The sequence below is a fragment of the Tenacibaculum sp. MAR_2009_124 genome (genome assembly GCF_900105455.1).
GTDB lineage: Bacteria > Bacteroidota > Bacteroidia > Flavobacteriales > Flavobacteriaceae > Polaribacter.
Genome location: NZ_FNSF01000001.1, coordinates 350912 through 368702, shown reverse-complemented (window position 1 = coordinate 368702; position 17791 = coordinate 350912). Strand labels below are relative to the sequence as shown.

Genomic DNA, 17791 nt, shown 5'->3' with positions numbered 1-17791 from the left:
CTCTATACCAGCATCTAGTAATTAAACCTTTTACTATAGTCCTATAATTAAAACTTCCAACAAACAATTCGGGTAACCTTGTTTCCTTGATTCATTTGAATTTTTTTAAACTTTGTTACCCCTATTTTTTTCCCAGAATCTTCTAAACTTTTAACATTCTCTTTTTTAGAAACCAAGCTAGTAAACCATAAACTCGCGTTAGGGTATTGCGAGCTCTGATATAAATAATTATGCAAAAAAGCTTTTTCCCCTCCTTTATACCACAACTCATTATCGGTTCCTGAAAAATTTCGAACCACAGTACTTCCTAAATTTCTGCTTTTTCTTTTATTGGCTCCTCTTGCTTCACTTTCTGAAGCATAAAATGGAGGGTTACACATCGTTAAAGTAAATTTATCCTCTACTTTTATAATTCCCTCTAAAATATTAGCCGAATTATTTTGATATCGAAGCTCTATTTTTTCCTCTAATTGGTTCTTATCAATATTCATTTTTGCTACCTCTAAGGAATTCTTATTTACATCAGAAGCAACAAAACTCCAATCATAAATAGCACTACCTAAAAGCGGATAAATACAACTTGCTCCAGTACCAATATCTAATACTTTTACAGTAGAACTTCCTTCTATCAAATCTGCTAAATGATGAATATAGTCAACTCTTCCAGGAATTGGTGGGCACAAATTTTCATCAGGAAAATCCCAGTAACCAATATCATAATGAGTTTTTAATAATGACCTATTTAATGTCTTTACTGCATTTGGATCTGAAAAATCAATTGTTAATTTCCCAAACTTTTCCACGACAAATGACTCTAAAATTGGATTTTCTTTTAATAATATTTTAAAATCGTATCCATTGTTATGAATATTATTTGGGTGTAGTGATTTCATTTAACTTAATCTAAAACTGATTGATTGAATTGAGAATGCAAAGCAACTAAAAAGATTCCATTATTTATCAGAACTCTTTAAAATATATTTTTATCATTTATTTTCTTTCAAAGCTAAAACTCTATGGATTAACAAAGCTATGGGGGCCATAATCGTAAATATTAAAATAATAGTCGGTTCAAGACTTATGTTATTCATTGTAATAGTGATAAAATCGGCATGTCCAATAAAATATGGAATCATCAATACAACTATTAAAACAGTTGATTTTATACTCTTCTCCCTTGATTTATAATAATACCCTAAAAACAATTCTTTTAGATATAACGTAGAAAGAACTAAAAATAACAAACTAGCAAATAAAGAAAGATAAGGATTACTATCTCTTAATAAATTAGAATCATCCGAAACCATACTTAAAAAAAGTAGCCAAACATGCCCATAAATCGTAAACAATATGAACACGAAAAGAAGTACCTTCAATAATATATTTAACCAAAATTTCAAGCCCCATTCATTTAAAAATCAGTTGAAAATAAATTCCTTGCTCCACGAATACCGCATTTTTGGTATTTGTTGTAAACTCGAGCAGCTCTTTCCTTTATCTGTTCGCCTGTTTCATTTAGAATCCAGCCATCAATAGCTGATTTTAAAGTATAAGCTTCAGGAGCCATTAAATGAGTAGTCCATAACAATGGAATTGCACCCGCTCTTTTTATTTCTGACGAAAAATAATCTTTACTAAAACATGCCAAAATAATAGCTTCTTTATTCTTTTTTTTACCAATTTCCCTATAGGAAATATTCATATTAAATTCCATTAAACCATTATGACCTATATACGCCAATAAATCTGCATCTCCTCCAAAACCGAGTTTTTCATTGTTATAAAGTAAGATTTCGTTACTTTGACTATTGGACGCTTTTAAAAAATCCTCGATGCATGTTTTTATATATTTACCATTATAAGCCTCTGCTAACAAATAAACATTCTTAGATACATGTTTAAAAAGCAACTTTTCCAATACTATGGATTTAGATGAATTTATCTTTTTTACGAATTGCCAATCAGTTGTTTTATATTTAAAAAATGATTTCACACCATAGGCTGCGCCCCAATACAAATTGTTTTTTGGATCTTTTCCATTTCCTAACTTTTTAGGAACTGGAACAATACCTTGGAACTGATTATCACATAATGCAACAAACACATGAATGGTTTTTATTTGTCCATATGCAGTTTTAAATAACATGAAGAAAATTACAACTGTAATCTTCAATTCCATACAATTCCTTATTTCATTACTAACATTGTAAATTCTAAATCTAAAGGTTTTAGATTTTCTTTTAAAGCATCGAGAAACGAATCTCCATACTCTATAAAATATTCAGAAAAGTTTCGTTGACGTTCTTCTAATGATTGGTTTGGTAAAACTTCCTCCTGTAACGTTGTAATTCGGTGAACCAAATCTTGTTGCTTACGCTTTTCAGCTCTTAACAATCTCTTTTCTAAATTAGCGAGTCCTTTTAATTGCTTCTTTTCTTGAGCGTTTACTGCTCCTATAAACGACATATCCGTTTTTTTAGCAACTCCTCTAAGCATAACGAATTGTTCTTCTAAAAATTTTCTTTGTTCATTAAAATTAACTGTTTCTTCAGCATTTTCGTTAACTTTTAACTTTAACAAATCTTTTTGCTTTAAAAACAATTCTTTAATACTAACATTTAAACTTGCTAATTTACGTTCCTGTTTTTCAGTAAGTACTTGAACAGAATTTCTTAATAATAAAATAGGGTAAGGAACCGAAACTTTATTAAAAAACTCTTTCAACTGCATCCAATAAGCCAACTCTCCTCCTCCTCCGATGTAGCAGAGGTTCGGTAAAATAACTTCTTGATATAAAGGACGCATAATGACGTTCGGAGAAAATCTTTCGGGATGTTTTTCTAATTCTTCCTCAATTTCTTCTCTCGAAAATGAAACATCAGTATTGTTTACTTTATATATGGTATCCTCTAATACTATTCTCTCGCGCAATCCATCAATTAAATAAAACAAATTTATTTCTCTTGGATTGACCTGTACCTTATAATTTTGTGCAAGTTCTTCCGACGCGTTTAAAACTGTTTTATATGAAGTTTGATCAAACAATTCTTCTTTTATAAAAGGAATCAATTCTCTTTTTAAACGAGCATTATCTGCCTCAACAATAACCAATCCGTATTTTCCGAATAATTCATTTGCTATATATCTTGTTGCTTCCGCAAGTGTAGAATGTTCAAAATATCCTTGTTTAAAGAGATTTTTTAAATATACCGCATTTTTAGAGGTTCCAAAATGATTTGATAGCACCGAAAAAACTTCCTCTAATCCTTCCGTTTTAAACCTTCCAACACCGCCTTGTTGATTAGAGTTCCAGCGAATTTTTTCCTGTTTAAAATTAAAATAATTAATTTCATCAAAGTCATGATCTTCGGTTGCCATCCAATAAACAGGCACAAAATTCTCTTCAGGAAATTGAATCGCTAACTCTTCACATAAATTAATAGCTGATATTATCTTATACAAAAAATAAAGAGGGCCTGTAAACAAATTTAATTGATGCCCCGTAGTTACAGTAAAAGTATTGGGCTCTTTTAATTTTGATAAATTCGTTTGTGTTTCTTCTGAAATATTCACCTTTTCGTATTGCTCAGTAAGTACTGAAAACAAATTCGCTCTAGTCTCTGAGTTATACGAGTTTCTTTTTTCAACTATTTGATTTTTAAATCCATCTAAAGAAGGAAAATTATTATAAAACGATTTTATTTTTGAGTTCTGTTCAAGGTAATGAAGCATTGTTTTCGAGAAGAAACCAGTACTTTTAAAAGGAATTTGGTATGTTTTCATTATTAGCTTTTTCTTTGAAACAATGTGTAAATATATGGTTGTTCGCTACCGTTAGGATTTGTAATAACAGATGAGCCTACACCGACATTTAAAATGGAAGCTTCTTTAGTACTCGCCTCACACCATCCATGGTTTACGGTTATTTTTTTAGTACAAGCTTTATCCCAATGATTTTTAAGGTCAAAGTCTTTTGGTTTTTTACAGTCATTTTCGTTTGAAGTCATGAATCAAAAATAGTAAAATTTCACTTTTTGCCGAAAATCATATAGCCTTCTAACATATTTTTAACTTGTTTGTTAATTAATCATGTTTTTGATTATTTTTACTCGCTAAGCAATCTTCGATATTATTGTTAACTCAAAGTATCTTTAGAAAAAAAACAGTATCGATAATTAATATTTCTTAATTATAAAATATGCAATTTAAACAACCTGAAATCTTATACTTTTTAGCACTACTATTAATTCCAATTATAGTACATTTATTTCAATTGCAACGTTTTGTAAAGGTTCCTTTTACCAATGTGGCATTTTTACAAAAGTTGTCTTTACAAACGCGTAAAAGCTCTCGTATTAAAAAATGGTTGATTTTAACGACTAGATTATTACTACTTACATTTCTTATCCTCGCTTTTGCTCAACCTTATTTTAGTAATAGAGAAGCCAGTGAGAAACTACATTATTCCATATACCTAGATAATTCATTAAGCACTAAGACCAAAGGAAAAAGAGGTGACCTATTGCAAATAGCTGTTCAAGACTTAGTTGAAAACCTGTCTGAAAATAGTATATATTCATTGCAAACAAATACAAACTTTTATCCTAAAAAAACTTCCGATGAATTAAAAGATATTCTATTTGGAGTTAAAAACTCTGCATCTCAAAAAAGTATTAAGGATGTTTTGTTAAAAATGGCTACCCAACAAAACAATGATATTCCTTCGTTTAAGAGGGTTCTTATTTCTGATTTTCAGAATATTCCAGAAGAAGATTTTAACAATATCGATTATACTACAGCCTTGGTTCAGCTAACACCGCAGTTAAAAGAGAATATTTCCCTGGATAGTGTATATATAGAAAATACGAAGGCCAATACAATGGAAGTCAAAATCATTGTAAAAAACCAAGGAACAGAAAAAAAGAATATTCCTATTGCCATTTATAACGATGAATCTTTAGTTAATAAACAAACATTTGATATCGAGGAAAACTCAAATAAAACTATCACTTTTTCTCTTCAAAAAACTCCAATTCTTTTAGGAAAACTGGTTTTAAATTATAGTGACACCTATTCTTTTGATAATACTTTTTATTTCACTTTAACTACAAATGAAAAAATAAATGTTCTATCAATAGGCGCAGTTAGTTCTTACTTACCAAAGATTTATACTCCTGATGAGTTTAATTTTTCTCAAACGTCATTGCAAAAAACCAACTATAATGCTATTGCAAAACAGCAACTAGTTGTTTTAAATGAATTGGAAGAAATTCCTGTTTCTATGCAAGAAACTTTAAAAGAGTATGCTCAAAAAGGTGGTTACTTAGTTCTTATTCCAAATGCAAATAGCAATACATCATCTTACAAAAGTTTATTCAAAAAACTTGGAATAAAGACGAGTCTTTTTGAAAAAGACACCGATAGTTTAAAAATTACCAACATTAATTTTAAACATCCTATTTTCGCAAATGTTTTTGAGAAAAATGTACGTAATTTCCAATATCCATATACCTCTGTTTCCTATAATACTACTTTATCGAATACTAGTAATATACTTTCATTTGAGAATAAGAAAGGATTTATTTCTCAGATTAAATCTCAAACAGCCTCTGTTTTTTGGGTTTCTAGTCCAATAAATAAGAAATATAGTAACTTCAGTAACTCTCCTTTAATTGTACCTGTTTTTTATAATATTGGTAAACAAAGTTTGAAAATAACGGAATTGTATTATACTGTAGAAAAGGAAAACACTATCGATATTAGCGACTCTTTCGGCAAAGATGCTGTGTTAACAATTGCCAATAGCAATCATTCTTTCATACCACTACAACAGGTTTTTCAAAATAAAATAAGAATTACAACGAATGAACAGCCAATTCAATCTGGATTCAATTATATATTAAAGCAAAAGGATACTTTAAAACGCATTGCTTTTAACTATCATCAACAGGAAAGTTTACTTGCGTTCCCTAGCACTCAAAACATTGTTAACCAAAAACAAAACCTTAGTATTTCAAGTTCTGTAAAAAGCACACTAAATAGTATTAAGAAAAAAAATGAAGTTCAATGGCTTTGGAAATGGTTTTTAGCTCTTTCCATTGTATCTTTGCTTTTTGAAATTTTGATCTTAAAATTCTTCAAATCATGACAACGCTGCTTAAATCGGCTACTATTATAGACACTTCTAGTCCGTTTCATAATCAAACTAAAGATATTTTAATTATTGACGGAACCATTTCAAAAATTGATGATAACATTCCTACCAAAGACGAATATAAAACGGTAGAATTAAATGATTTACATGTTTCTACCGGTTGGTTCGATACCAGTGTATCATTAGGAGAACCTGGATATGAAGAACGAGAAACTATACAACATGGATTAAGTGTTGCTGCTCGCAGTGGCTTTACCGCTGTTGCTGTTAATCCAAATACCCAACCTATTGCGGAAAACAAAGCAACTATTGAGTTTTTAATAAATAAAGCCAATGGTTTTACTACGGATTTATTCCCCATTGGAGCTCTGACGCAACAAAGTAAAGGGATTGAAATGGCTGAATTGTTCGATATGCAACAATCTGGAGCCATAGCATTTGGAGATTATAAAAAACCTATCACAAATGATAATCTATTAAAAATAGCCTTATTGTACGCTCAAAACTTTGATGGTCTTATTATGAGTTTCCCAAAGAACAAAGCTATTGCAGGCGAAGGCGTTGCGAATGAAGGTGTAAATAGTACTACCCTCGGTTTAAAAGGAATTCCTTCTCTTGCTGAAGAAATTCAAATTTCAAGAGACATTTTTTTACTAGAATATACTGGAGGAAAATTACACATTCCGACTATATCTACTGCAAAATCAGTTGAACTAATTAAAGAAGCTAAAGAAAAAGGCTTAGATATTACCTGTAGTGTAAGTGTCCATAATCTGTTTTTAACGGATGATGAGCTTCATGGCTTTGATGCACATAAAAAAGTAAATCCTCCTTTACGTACCAAAGAAGATACGATCGCTTTAATTGAAGGTGTAAAAAATGGTACTATAGATATTATTACTACCGATCATAACCCGATTGATATAGAATATAAAAAAGTTGAGTTTTCAACTGCAAAAGATGGAACCATTGGTTTTGAAAGTGCCTTTGGTGCCTTGAATACTATTTTAGACTTAGAGACTATTCAAAGATGTTTATCAACTACTCCAAAACAGCGTTTTGGAATTGAGATCAATAGTATACAAGAAAATAGCAAAGCTAATTTATCCTTATTCTCAACAAAAGAGGAATACGCCTTTACAGAAAAACATGTTTTATCAACTTCGAAAAATAGTGTTTTCTTCGATAAAACATTAAAAGGAAAAGTATATGGATCATTTAATAATAACCAATTAATTTTAGACAATCATGCGTAACTTATCAGCCGCTCAAGACGGAAAAACAAATGCTATTATCGGTCATTTTACGATTATAGGTACTATAATTGCCATTGTATTAAACAATAATTCTAAAAATGAATTCACTAGTTTCTACATAAGACAAATGATAGGATTACATATTTTATCCTTTGTTAATGGATGGATTGTAAGTCAATACATAGGTGGATGGGCTGGAACAATTATAGGTATTCTCATATTTGCTTTTTGGTTAATAAGTTTTATAGGAGCAATTAATGAACAGGAAAAGCTTATTCCATTTTTAGGTGAGCAATTTCAAGAATGGTTTAAAGGAATTCAATAATGAGTTTACAGTATATCGTAAGACAACCAAAAACTGCAGTTGAAAACCCACCTTTATTAATTTTACTGCATGGTTATGGAAGTAATGAACAGGATTTGTTTTCTTTCGCAGAAGAACTTCCTGATGAATTACTTATTGTAAGTGCTCAGGCTCCAAATGAAATGGGATATGGCGGGTACGCTTGGTACGCTATTAATTTCGATTCAAAAAATGAAAAGTTTTCGGATATACCTCAAGCCAAAGAGTCAGTAGATAAAATTGCCAACTTTATTGATGAAATAAAGACAAAGTATACAACTGCTTCTGACAAAACATTTTTATTAGGTTTTAGTCAAGGTGCCATTTTAAGTTATGCTTTGAGTTTAAATTATCCGAATAAAGTTGAACATGTAGTTGCTTTGAGCGGGTATATTAATGACGAATTATTACCTAACGAAATACATCCAGAAATAAAAACGGATTACTATATTTCACACGGTACTGTTGACCAAGTTCTTCCTGTTGATTGGGCTAGAAAGGCTCCAGTTTTTCTTTCAGAAAATAATTTAATACACGAATATTCAGAATATCCTGTAGGTCATGGTGTTGCTCCGCAAAATTTTTATAGCTTTAAGGCCTGGATCAAACAAAGGTTATAATATTTTTAGAAGATGATTTATATCAGTTTTTCTGAGTAGAAATACTATACTTTTGTTTAAATTTAAGTGAAAATTATGTTTGATATATTAAATCAAGACACGCTTTATTTCTGGAGCGCGCCGTTCTTTTTATCGATTATATTCATAGAAATGTACTTTAGTTATAAAGCTAAAGCCAAAAATTATGATTTTAAAGATACTTCTACCAATGTTTATTTTGCTTTAGTCAACTTTAGCCTCGACCTTCTTATGAAAGCATTCTCGTTCTTAGTAATGGGCTTATGCTTTAAATACAGGTTTATTACATGGGATAATCAAGTTGTATATTGGTTAGTAGCTTTTATAGGTCAAGACTTCTTATACTACATACATCATTATGTAGATCATCATTCTCGATTCTTTTGGGCGGTACATGTAACTCATCACAACTCGAAATATTATAATATTTCTACAGGGTTCAGATCTCCTGTGTTACAACCGTTGTTTAGATATATGTTTTTCTTACCATTAGCATTTGCAGGTATAGCTCCTTTGCATATTATGTTTGCTTATGCCATGAATCAAAACTATGGTACACTATGTCATACCAATTTCATTAAAAGTAAATTAGGTTTATGGGGCTACTTTTTTGTAACTCCTTCTCACCATAGAGTTCACCATGCTTCTAACACTAAATATTTAGATAAAAATATGGGAATGGTGTTGATTATCTGGGATAGAATATTTGGTACTTTTCAAGCAGAGGAAGATGAAACAGAATATGAAAAGTTGAAATATGGTTTAACAACAGATCTAGAAGATAGAGGTCCTATTAACGTCATTTTTCATGAATGGAAAGAAATTTTTAAGGACTTTTTTGTTCGTAGAAAAGGTTTGCCAGTAACAACTAGATTGAAATATGTTTTTATGCCTCCAGGTTGGAGTCATGATGGAAGTAGTAAAACAAGTAAAGAACTACAAAAGGAGTTAAGAGATAATTTAACTAGAAACTCTGAACACAAAATAAAACAAGAATTACAAAAAGCATAAAAAAAGGAGCGATTTCAAAATCGCTCCTTTTTCGTTATTTTAATATCTGGTTGGTATGTTCTTTTGTTTTTACTTTTGCTATAACATCTTCAATCACTCCATTTTCATCAATAACAAAAGTAGTTCTATGAATTCCGTCATACTCTTTACCCATAAACTTTTTAGGCCCCCAAATACCAAAAGCATTGATTACTTCTTTCTCCTCATCTGCCAATAAAGAAAAAGGCAATTCATGCTTATTAATCCAATTTTGCTGACGTTTAGCGCTATCGGCACTTACTCCAAGTATTTCGTATCCTTTCGCTAAAAAACTCTGATAATTATCTCTTAAGTTACATGCTTCAGCCGTACATCCAGGTGTACTTGCTTTCGGATAAAAAAACAATACTAATTTTTTACCTGTATAATCAGATAACTTTCTTACGTTTCCTTTCTCGTCTTTTGCTTCAAAATTTGGAGCCTTATCACCAATTTGTAATGTCGTCATAATTCTATGATATTTGTGAGTTTTTTAAAACTCAAATTTACAAATAAGTTAAGAAACGATAAAACTTAGTACTTTAAGTTTGTACATTTGTTTAGGCTATTTCGTTTGGATTATCATGAAAGTATATCACTTTAAAATTTGTGATTATCATCCAATATGAAGCGCCTAGTATAAAGTATGAGTAAATTTTATCTATATGACAAAAGCTGAAAAAGTTCAATTTGTAATCGACACTCTTGAAAAATTATATCCTGAAACTCCAATTCCGTTAGACCATAAAGATCCATATACACTTCTTATTGCTGTATTGCTTTCAGCTCAAAGTACGGATGCAAGAGTGAATACTATTACTCCTTTACTTTTTGATAAAGCAGATAACCCTTATGATATGGTAAAACTTACTGTTGATGAGATAAGAGACATTATCAGACCTGTTGGCTTATCTCCTATGAAATCAAAAGGAATTCATGGCTTATCAAAAATTTTAATTGAAAAACATAACGGAAATGTTCCTGTTGATTTTGATGCCTTAGAAGAGTTACCTGCGGTTGGTCATAAAACCGCAAGTGTAGTTATGGCACAAGCTTTTAACATTCCTGCTTTTCCTGTTGATACACATATCCATCGCTTAATGTATCGTTGGAATTTATCAAATGGTAAAAGTGTTAATCAAACTGAAAAAGATGCCAAAAGATTGTTTCCGAAAGAACTTTGGAATAAACTACACCTTCAAATAATTTATTACGGAAGAGAATATTCGCCCGCTAGAGGATGGAAAATTGAAAAGGATATTATTACCACCACAGTTGGAAGGAAATCTTTGATGAAATAAAAAAATAATACTCATAAAAAAAGCTCCAACATTCGTTGAAGCTTTTTCCACTCTTAATTCAAATTCAATTCAATGAGATAGTTTGACTTTGATTCTATTACTTTTAGGCTTTTTGAGAAATCAAGTAAAAATTGAATTGTTTCTTTTTTGGGGTTATTTTTTGAGTCATTAGACTTTTCTCTAGAGTAAAGTTGCGTCATGTATTACTTATTTATTAATTTGTTATCAAACACTTAACGCTTATTTTTTACATTTATTGTTTAGTTTACTAAAATTACATTATTTTTTTCTACAATCTTTCTTAAATTAATTAATGCATAACGCATTCTTCCTAAGGCAGTATTAATACTTACACCTGTATTTTCAGATATTTCATTAAAACTTAAATCGTTATACATACGCATAATAAGAACTTCTCGCTGCTCTTCTGGTAATTCTTCGATTAACTTCTTTACATCATTTAAAATCTGATCTTTAATAATTTTAGACTCTGCATTCAGCTCACCATCACTTATTACGGAAAAAATATCGAAATCCTCCGTACCGCTGAACATTGGCATTCTATTACTCTTTCTAAAATGGTCTATTACCAAATTATGAGCAATTCGCATTACCCAAGGCAAAAATTTTCCTTCTTCGTTATAATGACCACGTTTAAGGGTTCGTATTACTTTAATAAATGTATCTTGAAAAATATCTTCGGTAGAATCTCTATTCTGAATTTTACTGTAAATGAAGCTATACAGTTTTTGCTTATGTCTTTTAATCAATATCGCAATGGCATTTTCATTTCCATTTATATAGTCTTTTACTAAAGAACTATCTTTTACTACATTTTTGTCCATATAATTACTTTTATAAAGACGGCTAAAAACCATCTTTGATTAGGGGTAAAAACTCTCTTTTTAAAAGTAATTGTATGCTATAGGCGTTAAATATTGATTTATAAACTGTTACAAATATTGCTTTTTTTACACTGAAATGCAAATTTAATTTTAGTTTTATTTAAGAATAAAAGAATTATTTACAAAGACTCTAAGAAGAAATAAACTCAAATATTTTATCTAATCGAGTGCTTCAACTTCTAATAAAACAGGATCGAATGAATAAAAAGGTTATATATATTTATTTACACTCATGCCTCTTCTCTATTCACTCAAATTCAATTTTTAATCACTTAAAGAACTCTTTCTAAAGAGTATTTAAACAAAAGGTATTTTTAATCTTTAAGCCTTAAATTACAATATCTATGAACACCAATATTCAAAAAGAAGTAAACAAATTACTAAAAGAAAACATTAACAATTTTTTAAAAGAGATTCAAAAAACTTTACCAGCAACTGTAACGGTATCCACAAATTGGGGAAGCTTGGATAATGTTTATGAGCATTTTAAAAATAGCCGTATTTTCAATAGAAGACTCCAATTCAATCCCTTTATAATTGTTTATTGTGAAAGTCCAGAAGATGTTCAAAACACCTTCAAGGCTGCAAAAAACAATAACCTTCCATTTAAAGTAAGAGCTGGAGGACACGATCATGAAGGAGAGTGTACTGGAACGAATGTAATTCTTATTGATGTTTCAAAAATGAACTACCCTGAACACAACAATGAAAAAATATTTATTGAAAACATTGATGGAGAAAAAATCGCTCATATTCGTCCAGGTATTCGTTTTAAAGACTTAACATCGAGGCTAGCCGATCAAGATGTTATGATCGCACATGGTACTTGTGCTACTGTTGGTATTGCTGGATTCACCATGGGTGGTGGCTGGGGACCATGGACTCGTAAATACGGAATGTGCTGCGAACGTTTAGTTGGAGCTACCATTTTATTAGGCAATGGAGAATTTGTAGAACTCAATGAAAAAAACGGTGAGGTTCCAGATTTGCTTTGGGCACTGCGAGGTGGAGGTGGAATGAGTTACGGGATAGTAACTGAGTTTCGAATTAAAACATTCGAATTACCCAAAGTACTACACCGCTTTAATATTGTTTGGAATCCATATAGCGACATCAATCCTGATGAAATTGAGGGAGATATTCCTGCTCTTGAAGTGCTAAAAAAATGGGAGGAGATTATACTACCAATTAACTCACCTCAACTTATTGGAACCAACTTAAAAATGAGTGCAAGGTCTTGGGATGAAAACACACCTGTTCCTTATAAAACAATTAATCTGAATTGTCAATTTAATGGCTATTGGGAAGGAAATGAAGGAAGTCTAAGAGAATATGTTAAATCTAATTTTAAAGGTGTACTTGCTGTTACAGATGAAATGTTAACTATTGAACCAGCGACAGGTGCTGACTTCGAACATAAAAGTAACTATGGTGAAAATTTAATGAGCTCATGGGATAGAGAGTCTTTTAACGAGATCAAAACAGCCTTGTTACCTTCTGATTTATTAATGGGAACTCCTTTACAACCAGATCTAGATCTTCCTGCACCCCATAAAATTACCTCTAGACTTGTCGATAAAATCGGTTTAGGCAATAATGGTCATCAAAAGTTAATTGAAAGTTTATGTTCCACTTTATTAAACGAACACAACAGAAAAAACACCATTACAACTTATATCACTCTTGGAGCAATTACAGGTGATTTCTATAAAAACCATCCTAAAACTGATAGCGCTTTCCCATATAATGATAAACAGTATACTATTCAATATCAATGTTGGTGGGAAGCTTTAGATGGAGATATGGACCCAGTTATAAAAAATTATATAGAAGAAAAAATAAAGAATTTCCAAAACAATACTTTGTATGACTATACCAACAGAGCCTTAGATTGGATTGAAGTGTGCAGAGATTTTGATATTCCAAATACCTCTGGTGCTTTTATAAGTTTTAAAGATAGCTCTATTCCTACTAAAACTTATTTTGCTGATAGCTATGATAAACTAATCAAGATAAAAGAAAACTATTCAGAAGATCCATTTAATCATTTTAGATCCAGAAAAACTATTATTTAAACTTACTCCTCCCCTTCTAGCGAAGGGGATTTTTATTTTATTACAAAAACCTTTCCCTTTAGAACTTAACATACTCTTTTCTAAACCTTAAGATGACATAGCTTGATATATTTTTTAAGGTAAAAAAAGATGAACTTTAAACTATCAAAATTTTGATTTGGTAATCTAAAATTACCATAATGAAAACATATTGCGCTATCCATGTTTTCATAATCTAACCAAATAGTAGAGTTCAGAAACTACATTAAAAACGAGGCGTATCCCGAAAAGCCTTATGAGTAGGGATTAAAAATTCAATTATAATGAGTAAAGCTATTTGGACAATTAATACAATTGTTAACACTCAATTTTTACATGACTTAAGCGGTTCTGGTACTTGGGAAAATCCAGTTGGAGGAGGTCAGTATTTCAATGACCATATTTATTTTGTTGCAACAAGAAACACCGATGGTAAAGTTGTTACTGGTAATGATACAAACTTTTCACTAGAAGTTAAACCTCACGATAATATACAATGGGTTGTAAACCCAAGTAACCTATTAAACGACAACCAATATGGTGTTGTCATGTATGGTTTTGAAACTGGATCGAATTGGGATAATGCCCTAACAAGTCCAGACTCAAGAAATGTTGAAGCTTATTTCGCTCAATTAACGAATGGTTTTAATAGTCCTAACCAACCTTCTGGAAACTTTCTAAAAGGCAGTAGCTCTGAAATAAGTATACCTGAGACTAATGTAAAGGCCGAACCCAAGTTTAATGAAACTATAAGTTATCACATTAAACTAATCCTTTTAGACCTGTCAAAACCTTCACAACCTAAAGCTTTGAAGTTCGTAAAAGCTGATCCTCGCTTTGTAATACAGAAAGATTTAGTTTACTATGAAAATCTTCAAACGGTTTAGTAAATCATTTTGTAACTAAAATTTGAGGTCATTTAGAATATTCTAAATGACCTTATTGTTTTATTTTTTAATCAACTTTCAGTTTAACTAAACGACTCTGCACCCAAGTGCAGAGAATTTTAAAACCAATAAATCAGCTAACTATAGTAATTACATCTTATTAAGTTAGTTGATTTTGCAATTTTTATCCGAAACTTAGCTTCTTCACTAATTCAAAAAGCCGTATTTTTATGCCTCATTTTTTAGAGCGTATGGATCATACATTTTTAATTTAACTATCTCTCTCATTCAGAAGGTTATATTTTAAAACAAGTATCCACAACTGATAATTTAAGGTAGCAAAAACAAACAAATGAAAATAGATATTTCAAAGGTTAGCCCTAAGGAAAACATCATTATAAAAGGAGCAAAACTCCATAATCTAAAAAACATTGATGTTGTTATTCCAAGAAACAAATTGGTGGTTATTACTGGCCTTTCGGGTTCAGGAAAATCCTCACTAGCTTTTGACACGTTGTATGCAGAAGGACAACGACGCTATGTAGAAAGTTTGTCATCGTATGCCCGACAGTTCTTAGGAAAACTTCACAAACCTAAGGTAGATTATATTAAGGGAATTGCTCCTGCAATTGCTATTGAACAAAAGGTGAATTCTACCAACCCACGATCTACAGTAGGAACATCTACTGAAATTTACGATTATATTAAATTACTCTATGCTCGAATTGGAAAGACTTACTCTCCTGTTTCTGGTGAAGAAGTTAAAAAACATACAGTAACCGATGTTATTCGTTTTGTAAAAGAGTTTGATGAAAAAACCAAATTGCTTTTACTGGCTCCTATTGCAATTAATGAAAACCGAAAGCTGGAAACCGTTTTACAAGTGTTAAAACAGCAGGGGTATGCGCGTCTCAAGTACAATGAAACTGTATATAGAATTGATGATTTTCCTGTAAAGGATTTTAAAGGCGATCAATTTTCCCTAGTCGTTGACAGAATTGTAGTGAAACATGAAGAGGACTTTTATAATCGATTAGGAGATGCTATACAAACTGCTTTTTTTGAAGGAAAAGGTATTTGTCAAATTCACGATTTATCCTTAGAAAATACCACAGAATTTAGTAATAAGTTTGAACTTGACGGTATTACTTTCCTTGAACCCAATACGCACTTTTTCAGTTTTAATAATCCTTATGGAGCCTGCCCTACTTGCGAAGGTTATGGAAGTGTTGTAGGAATTGATGAAGAACTTGTAATTCCGAATACTGGTTTATCTATATATGAAGATGCAATTTTTCCTTTTAAAACGGATAGTTATAAAAAATATAAAAATAGTCTTATTCTTCATGCAGAAGAATTTGGAATACCTATTCATAAGCCATGGTTTGAACTTTCCAAGGAACAACAAGAATTGGTTTGGAGTGGAAATAAAAAATTCAAGGGAATTAATCATCTCTTTAAAACATTAGAGGAAAAAAGTTACAAAATACAGAACAGGGTCATGCTTTCTCGATATCGAGGTAAAACAACCTGTACTGAATGTAATGGCAAGCGACTTAGAAAGGAGGTCAATTATGTTAAAGTATACGGAAAAACGATTTCCGAATTAGTAGAACTTCCTTTGGATGAATTAGCTGAATATTTTGCCTCAGTTAAACTCTCTTCTCACGAAGAACAAATCGGTAAAAGATTACTTGCCGAAATAAATAGCAGACTACAGTTTTTAAGAGATGTTGGTTTGAGCTATTTAACGTTAAATAGAACTTCAAATACCTTGTCTGGAGGAGAAAGTCAGCGTATTAATTTAGCGACTTCATTGGGTAGTAGTTTGGTAGGATCTATGTATATTTTGGATGAACCTAGCATTGGTTTACACCCGAAAGATACTGAGCGACTTATCAAAGTTCTTAAAAACCTTAGAGATCTTGGAAATACTGTTATTGTCGTTGAACACGATGAAGACATCATGAAAGAAGCTGACTATATCATTGATATTGGCCCTGAAGCCGGAACCTATGGAGGTAATGTTGTTGCAGAAGGATCTTTTAAAGATATTTTAAAATCAGAATCTTTAACGTCGCAATATCTCTCTGAACGATTAAACATCGAACTTCCAAAGAAACGAAGAGCTTCAAAAGATATGATCAATATTATTGGAGCGAGAGAAAATAACCTAAAAAATATTGATGTTTCTTTCCCTTTAAATAATTTAACCGTTATAACAGGAGTCTCTGGAAGTGGAAAGAGTACTCTTGTGAAGAAGATTTTGTATCCTGCAATGCAAAAAAAATTGATAGGTTATGGAGATAAGTTAGGTCAACATACTGATGTTAATGGAAGCTATGATTTCCTGAAACATGTTGAATTTATAGATCAAAACCCAATTGGAAGATCATCAAGATCAAATCCAGTAACATATATAAAAGCCTACGATGATATCCGAAAATTGTTATCCTCTCAGAAGTTATCAAAAATTAGGAACTACCAACCAAAACATTTTTCCTTTAACGTTGAAGGAGGTCGATGTGAAGTTTGTAAAGGAGAAGGTGAAGTAACCATAGAAATGCAATTCATGGCAGATGTTCACTTAGAATGTGAGGCATGTAATGGTAAACGCTTTAAAAAAGAGGTTTTAGAAGTTAATTTTGAAGGGAAAAATATCGATGATATTTTGAACTTAACCATTGATGACGCTGTAGCCTTTTTCACACTTCATAATGAAACCAGAATCGCAAGAAAATTGAAACCTTTACAAGATGTAGGCTTAGGCTATGTTCAACTAGGGCAGTCTTCTTCTACTCTATCGGGTGGAGAAGCTCAAAGAATTAAGTTAGCTTCATTCTTGGTTAAAGGGAATACGAAAGATAAAGCACTATTTATTTTCGATGAGCCTACAACGGGGCTTCATTTTCACGATATAAAAAAATTACTAAATTCTTTTAACGCACTTATTGAAAAAGGGCATTCCATCATTGTAATCGAACATAATATAGAACTTATAAAATGTGCCGATTATATTATTGACCTTGGAGCTGAAGGTGGTAAAAACGGTGGGAATTTAGTTTTTTCAGGCACACCTGAAGAGTTAATCAAAAATAAAAAATCATTCACGGCAAAGTACTTAGCTGAAAAGTTAAGTTAACTATAGACTACAGTATAGCTTTATTAAAATAAGAGATAAGAGA

General features: G+C 31.2%; 16 protein-coding genes. 9 read left to right on the top strand and 7 right to left on the bottom strand.

Annotation, left to right across the window (positions count from 1 at the left end):
* Positions 1 to 47: 47 nt before the first annotated feature.
* The 5 genes from rlmF to BLW23_RS00855 form a co-directional block, all read right to left on the bottom strand.
* The gene (gene rlmF / locus BLW23_RS00875) at positions 48 to 893 is read right to left on the bottom strand and encodes a 23S rRNA (adenine(1618)-N(6))-methyltransferase RlmF (protein ID WP_093667368.1); all 846 of its coding nucleotides are present in this window, start codon (positions 891 to 893) and stop codon (positions 48 to 50) included.
* 93 nt (positions 894 to 986) lie between these two features.
* On the bottom strand, positions 987 to 1400 hold the full coding sequence (locus BLW23_RS00870; RefSeq protein WP_143032069.1) for a hypothetical protein: 414 nt from the start codon (positions 1398 to 1400) through the stop codon (positions 987 to 989).
* Positions 1401 to 1411: 11 nt separating this feature from the next.
* Positions 1412 to 2179: a hypothetical protein gene (locus BLW23_RS00865; protein ID WP_093667366.1), complete on the bottom strand. Its 768-nt coding sequence runs from the start codon at positions 2177 to 2179 to the stop codon at positions 1412 to 1414.
* A gap of 8 nt (positions 2180 to 2187) precedes the next feature.
* Positions 2188 to 3783 (bottom strand): bacillithiol biosynthesis cysteine-adding enzyme BshC, encoded by a 1596-nt coding sequence (bshC, locus tag BLW23_RS00860; RefSeq protein WP_093667365.1) that lies wholly within the window; start codon positions 3781 to 3783, stop codon positions 2188 to 2190.
* A 2-nt stretch (positions 3784 to 3785) separates the two neighbouring features.
* On the bottom strand, positions 3786 to 4007 hold the full coding sequence (locus tag BLW23_RS00855; RefSeq protein ID WP_093667364.1) for a hypothetical protein: 222 nt from the start codon (positions 4005 to 4007) through the stop codon (positions 3786 to 3788).
* A 191-nt stretch (positions 4008 to 4198) separates the two neighbouring features.
* Between BLW23_RS00855 and BLW23_RS00850 the strand changes: the two genes are divergently transcribed.
* The 5 genes from BLW23_RS00850 (at position 4199) to BLW23_RS00830 (ending at position 9402) form a co-directional block, all read left to right on the top strand.
* Entirely contained in the window at positions 4199 to 6148 is a 1950-nt protein-coding gene (locus BLW23_RS00850; RefSeq protein ID WP_093667363.1) for a BatA domain-containing protein, read from the top strand.
* On the top strand, positions 6145 to 7410 hold the full coding sequence (locus BLW23_RS00845) for a dihydroorotase (protein ID WP_093667362.1): 1266 nt from the start codon (positions 6145 to 6147) through the stop codon (positions 7408 to 7410). Before BLW23_RS00850 ends, BLW23_RS00845 begins: the two co-directional genes overlap by 4 nt.
* The gene (locus tag BLW23_RS00840) at positions 7403 to 7735 is read left to right on the top strand and encodes a hypothetical protein (RefSeq protein ID WP_093667361.1); all 333 of its coding nucleotides are present in this window, start codon (positions 7403 to 7405) and stop codon (positions 7733 to 7735) included. Before BLW23_RS00845 ends, BLW23_RS00840 begins: the two co-directional genes overlap by 8 nt.
* Positions 7735 to 8373 carry an alpha/beta hydrolase gene (locus BLW23_RS00835; RefSeq protein ID WP_176829721.1) on the top strand — a complete coding sequence of 213 codons (639 nt, stop codon included), beginning with the start codon at positions 7735 to 7737 and terminating at the stop codon, positions 8371 to 8373. Before BLW23_RS00840 ends, BLW23_RS00835 begins: the two co-directional genes overlap by 1 nt.
* Positions 8374 to 8448: 75 nt before the next feature.
* Entirely contained in the window at positions 8449 to 9402 is a 954-nt protein-coding gene (locus tag BLW23_RS00830) for a sterol desaturase family protein (protein WP_093667359.1), read from the top strand.
* Between the two features lie 34 nt (positions 9403 to 9436).
* On the opposite strand, the gene bcp is transcribed toward BLW23_RS00830, so the two are convergent.
* A complete protein-coding gene (gene bcp / locus BLW23_RS00825; protein WP_093667358.1) occupies positions 9437 to 9889 on the bottom strand; it encodes a thioredoxin-dependent thiol peroxidase in 453 nt (150 codons plus the stop codon).
* Positions 9890 to 10085: 196 nt separating this feature from the next.
* Here bcp and BLW23_RS00820 point away from each other — a divergent pair, with 196 nt between their 5' ends.
* Positions 10086 to 10721 (top strand): endonuclease III domain-containing protein, encoded by a 636-nt coding sequence (locus BLW23_RS00820; protein WP_093667357.1) that lies wholly within the window; start codon positions 10086 to 10088, stop codon positions 10719 to 10721.
* Positions 10722 to 10981: 260 nt separating this feature from the next.
* On the opposite strand, the gene BLW23_RS00815 is transcribed toward BLW23_RS00820, so the two are convergent.
* Positions 10982 to 11566, bottom strand: coding sequence for an RNA polymerase sigma factor (locus BLW23_RS00815; RefSeq protein ID WP_093667356.1), 585 nt, complete (start codon positions 11564 to 11566; stop codon positions 10982 to 10984).
* A 404-nt stretch (positions 11567 to 11970) separates the two neighbouring features.
* Between BLW23_RS00815 and BLW23_RS00810 the strand changes: the two genes are divergently transcribed.
* The 3 genes from BLW23_RS00810 to uvrA all read left to right on the top strand — a co-directional run bounded on the left by BLW23_RS00810 (position 11971) and on the right by uvrA (position 17748).
* On the top strand, positions 11971 to 13701 hold the full coding sequence (locus tag BLW23_RS00810; protein ID WP_093667355.1) for an FAD-binding oxidoreductase: 1731 nt from the start codon (positions 11971 to 11973) through the stop codon (positions 13699 to 13701).
* A gap of 302 nt (positions 13702 to 14003) precedes the next feature.
* Complete coding sequence (locus tag BLW23_RS00805; protein WP_093667354.1) at positions 14004 to 14606, top strand: AidA/PixA family protein; 603 nt, start codon at positions 14004 to 14006, stop codon at positions 14604 to 14606.
* 352 nt (positions 14607 to 14958) lie between these two features.
* The gene (gene uvrA / locus BLW23_RS00800; RefSeq protein WP_093667353.1) at positions 14959 to 17748 is read left to right on the top strand and encodes an excinuclease ABC subunit UvrA; all 2790 of its coding nucleotides are present in this window, start codon (positions 14959 to 14961) and stop codon (positions 17746 to 17748) included.
* Positions 17749 to 17791: the final 43 nt, after the last annotated feature.

Excerpts from the sequence above, each read along its gene's own strand:
- BLW23_RS00815 (WP_093667356.1), bottom strand. The coding sequence starts at position 11,566 with ATGGACAAAAATGTAGTAAAAGATAGTTCTTTAGTAAAAGACTATATA.
- BLW23_RS00820 (WP_093667357.1), top strand. The coding sequence starts at position 10,086 with ATGACAAAAGCTGAAAAAGTTCAATTTGTAATCGACACTCTTGAAAAA.
- BLW23_RS00845 (WP_093667362.1), top strand. The coding sequence starts at position 6,145 with ATGACAACGCTGCTTAAATCGGCTACTATTATAGACACTTCTAGTCCG.
- BLW23_RS00830 (WP_093667359.1), top strand. The coding sequence starts at position 8,449 with ATGTTTGATATATTAAATCAAGACACGCTTTATTTCTGGAGCGCGCCG.
- BLW23_RS00805 (WP_093667354.1), top strand. The coding sequence starts at position 14,004 with ATGAGTAAAGCTATTTGGACAATTAATACAATTGTTAACACTCAATTT.
- bshC (WP_093667365.1), bottom strand. The coding sequence starts at position 3,783 with ATGAAAACATACCAAATTCCTTTTAAAAGTACTGGTTTCTTCTCGAAA.
- BLW23_RS00835 (WP_176829721.1), top strand. The coding sequence starts at position 7,735 with ATGAGTTTACAGTATATCGTAAGACAACCAAAAACTGCAGTTGAAAAC.
- BLW23_RS00855 (WP_093667364.1), bottom strand. The coding sequence starts at position 4,007 with ATGACTTCAAACGAAAATGACTGTAAAAAACCAAAAGACTTTGACCTT.
- BLW23_RS00865 (WP_093667366.1), bottom strand. The coding sequence starts at position 2,179 with ATGGAATTGAAGATTACAGTTGTAATTTTCTTCATGTTATTTAAAACT.
- BLW23_RS00810 (WP_093667355.1), top strand. The coding sequence starts at position 11,971 with ATGAACACCAATATTCAAAAAGAAGTAAACAAATTACTAAAAGAAAAC.
- uvrA (WP_093667353.1), top strand. The coding sequence starts at position 14,959 with ATGAAAATAGATATTTCAAAGGTTAGCCCTAAGGAAAACATCATTATA.
- BLW23_RS00840 (WP_093667361.1), top strand. The coding sequence starts at position 7,403 with ATGCGTAACTTATCAGCCGCTCAAGACGGAAAAACAAATGCTATTATC.
- bcp (WP_093667358.1), bottom strand. The coding sequence starts at position 9,889 with ATGACGACATTACAAATTGGTGATAAGGCTCCAAATTTTGAAGCAAAA.
- rlmF (WP_093667368.1), bottom strand. The coding sequence starts at position 893 with ATGAAATCACTACACCCAAATAATATTCATAACAATGGATACGATTTT.
- BLW23_RS00850 (WP_093667363.1), top strand. The coding sequence starts at position 4,199 with ATGCAATTTAAACAACCTGAAATCTTATACTTTTTAGCACTACTATTA.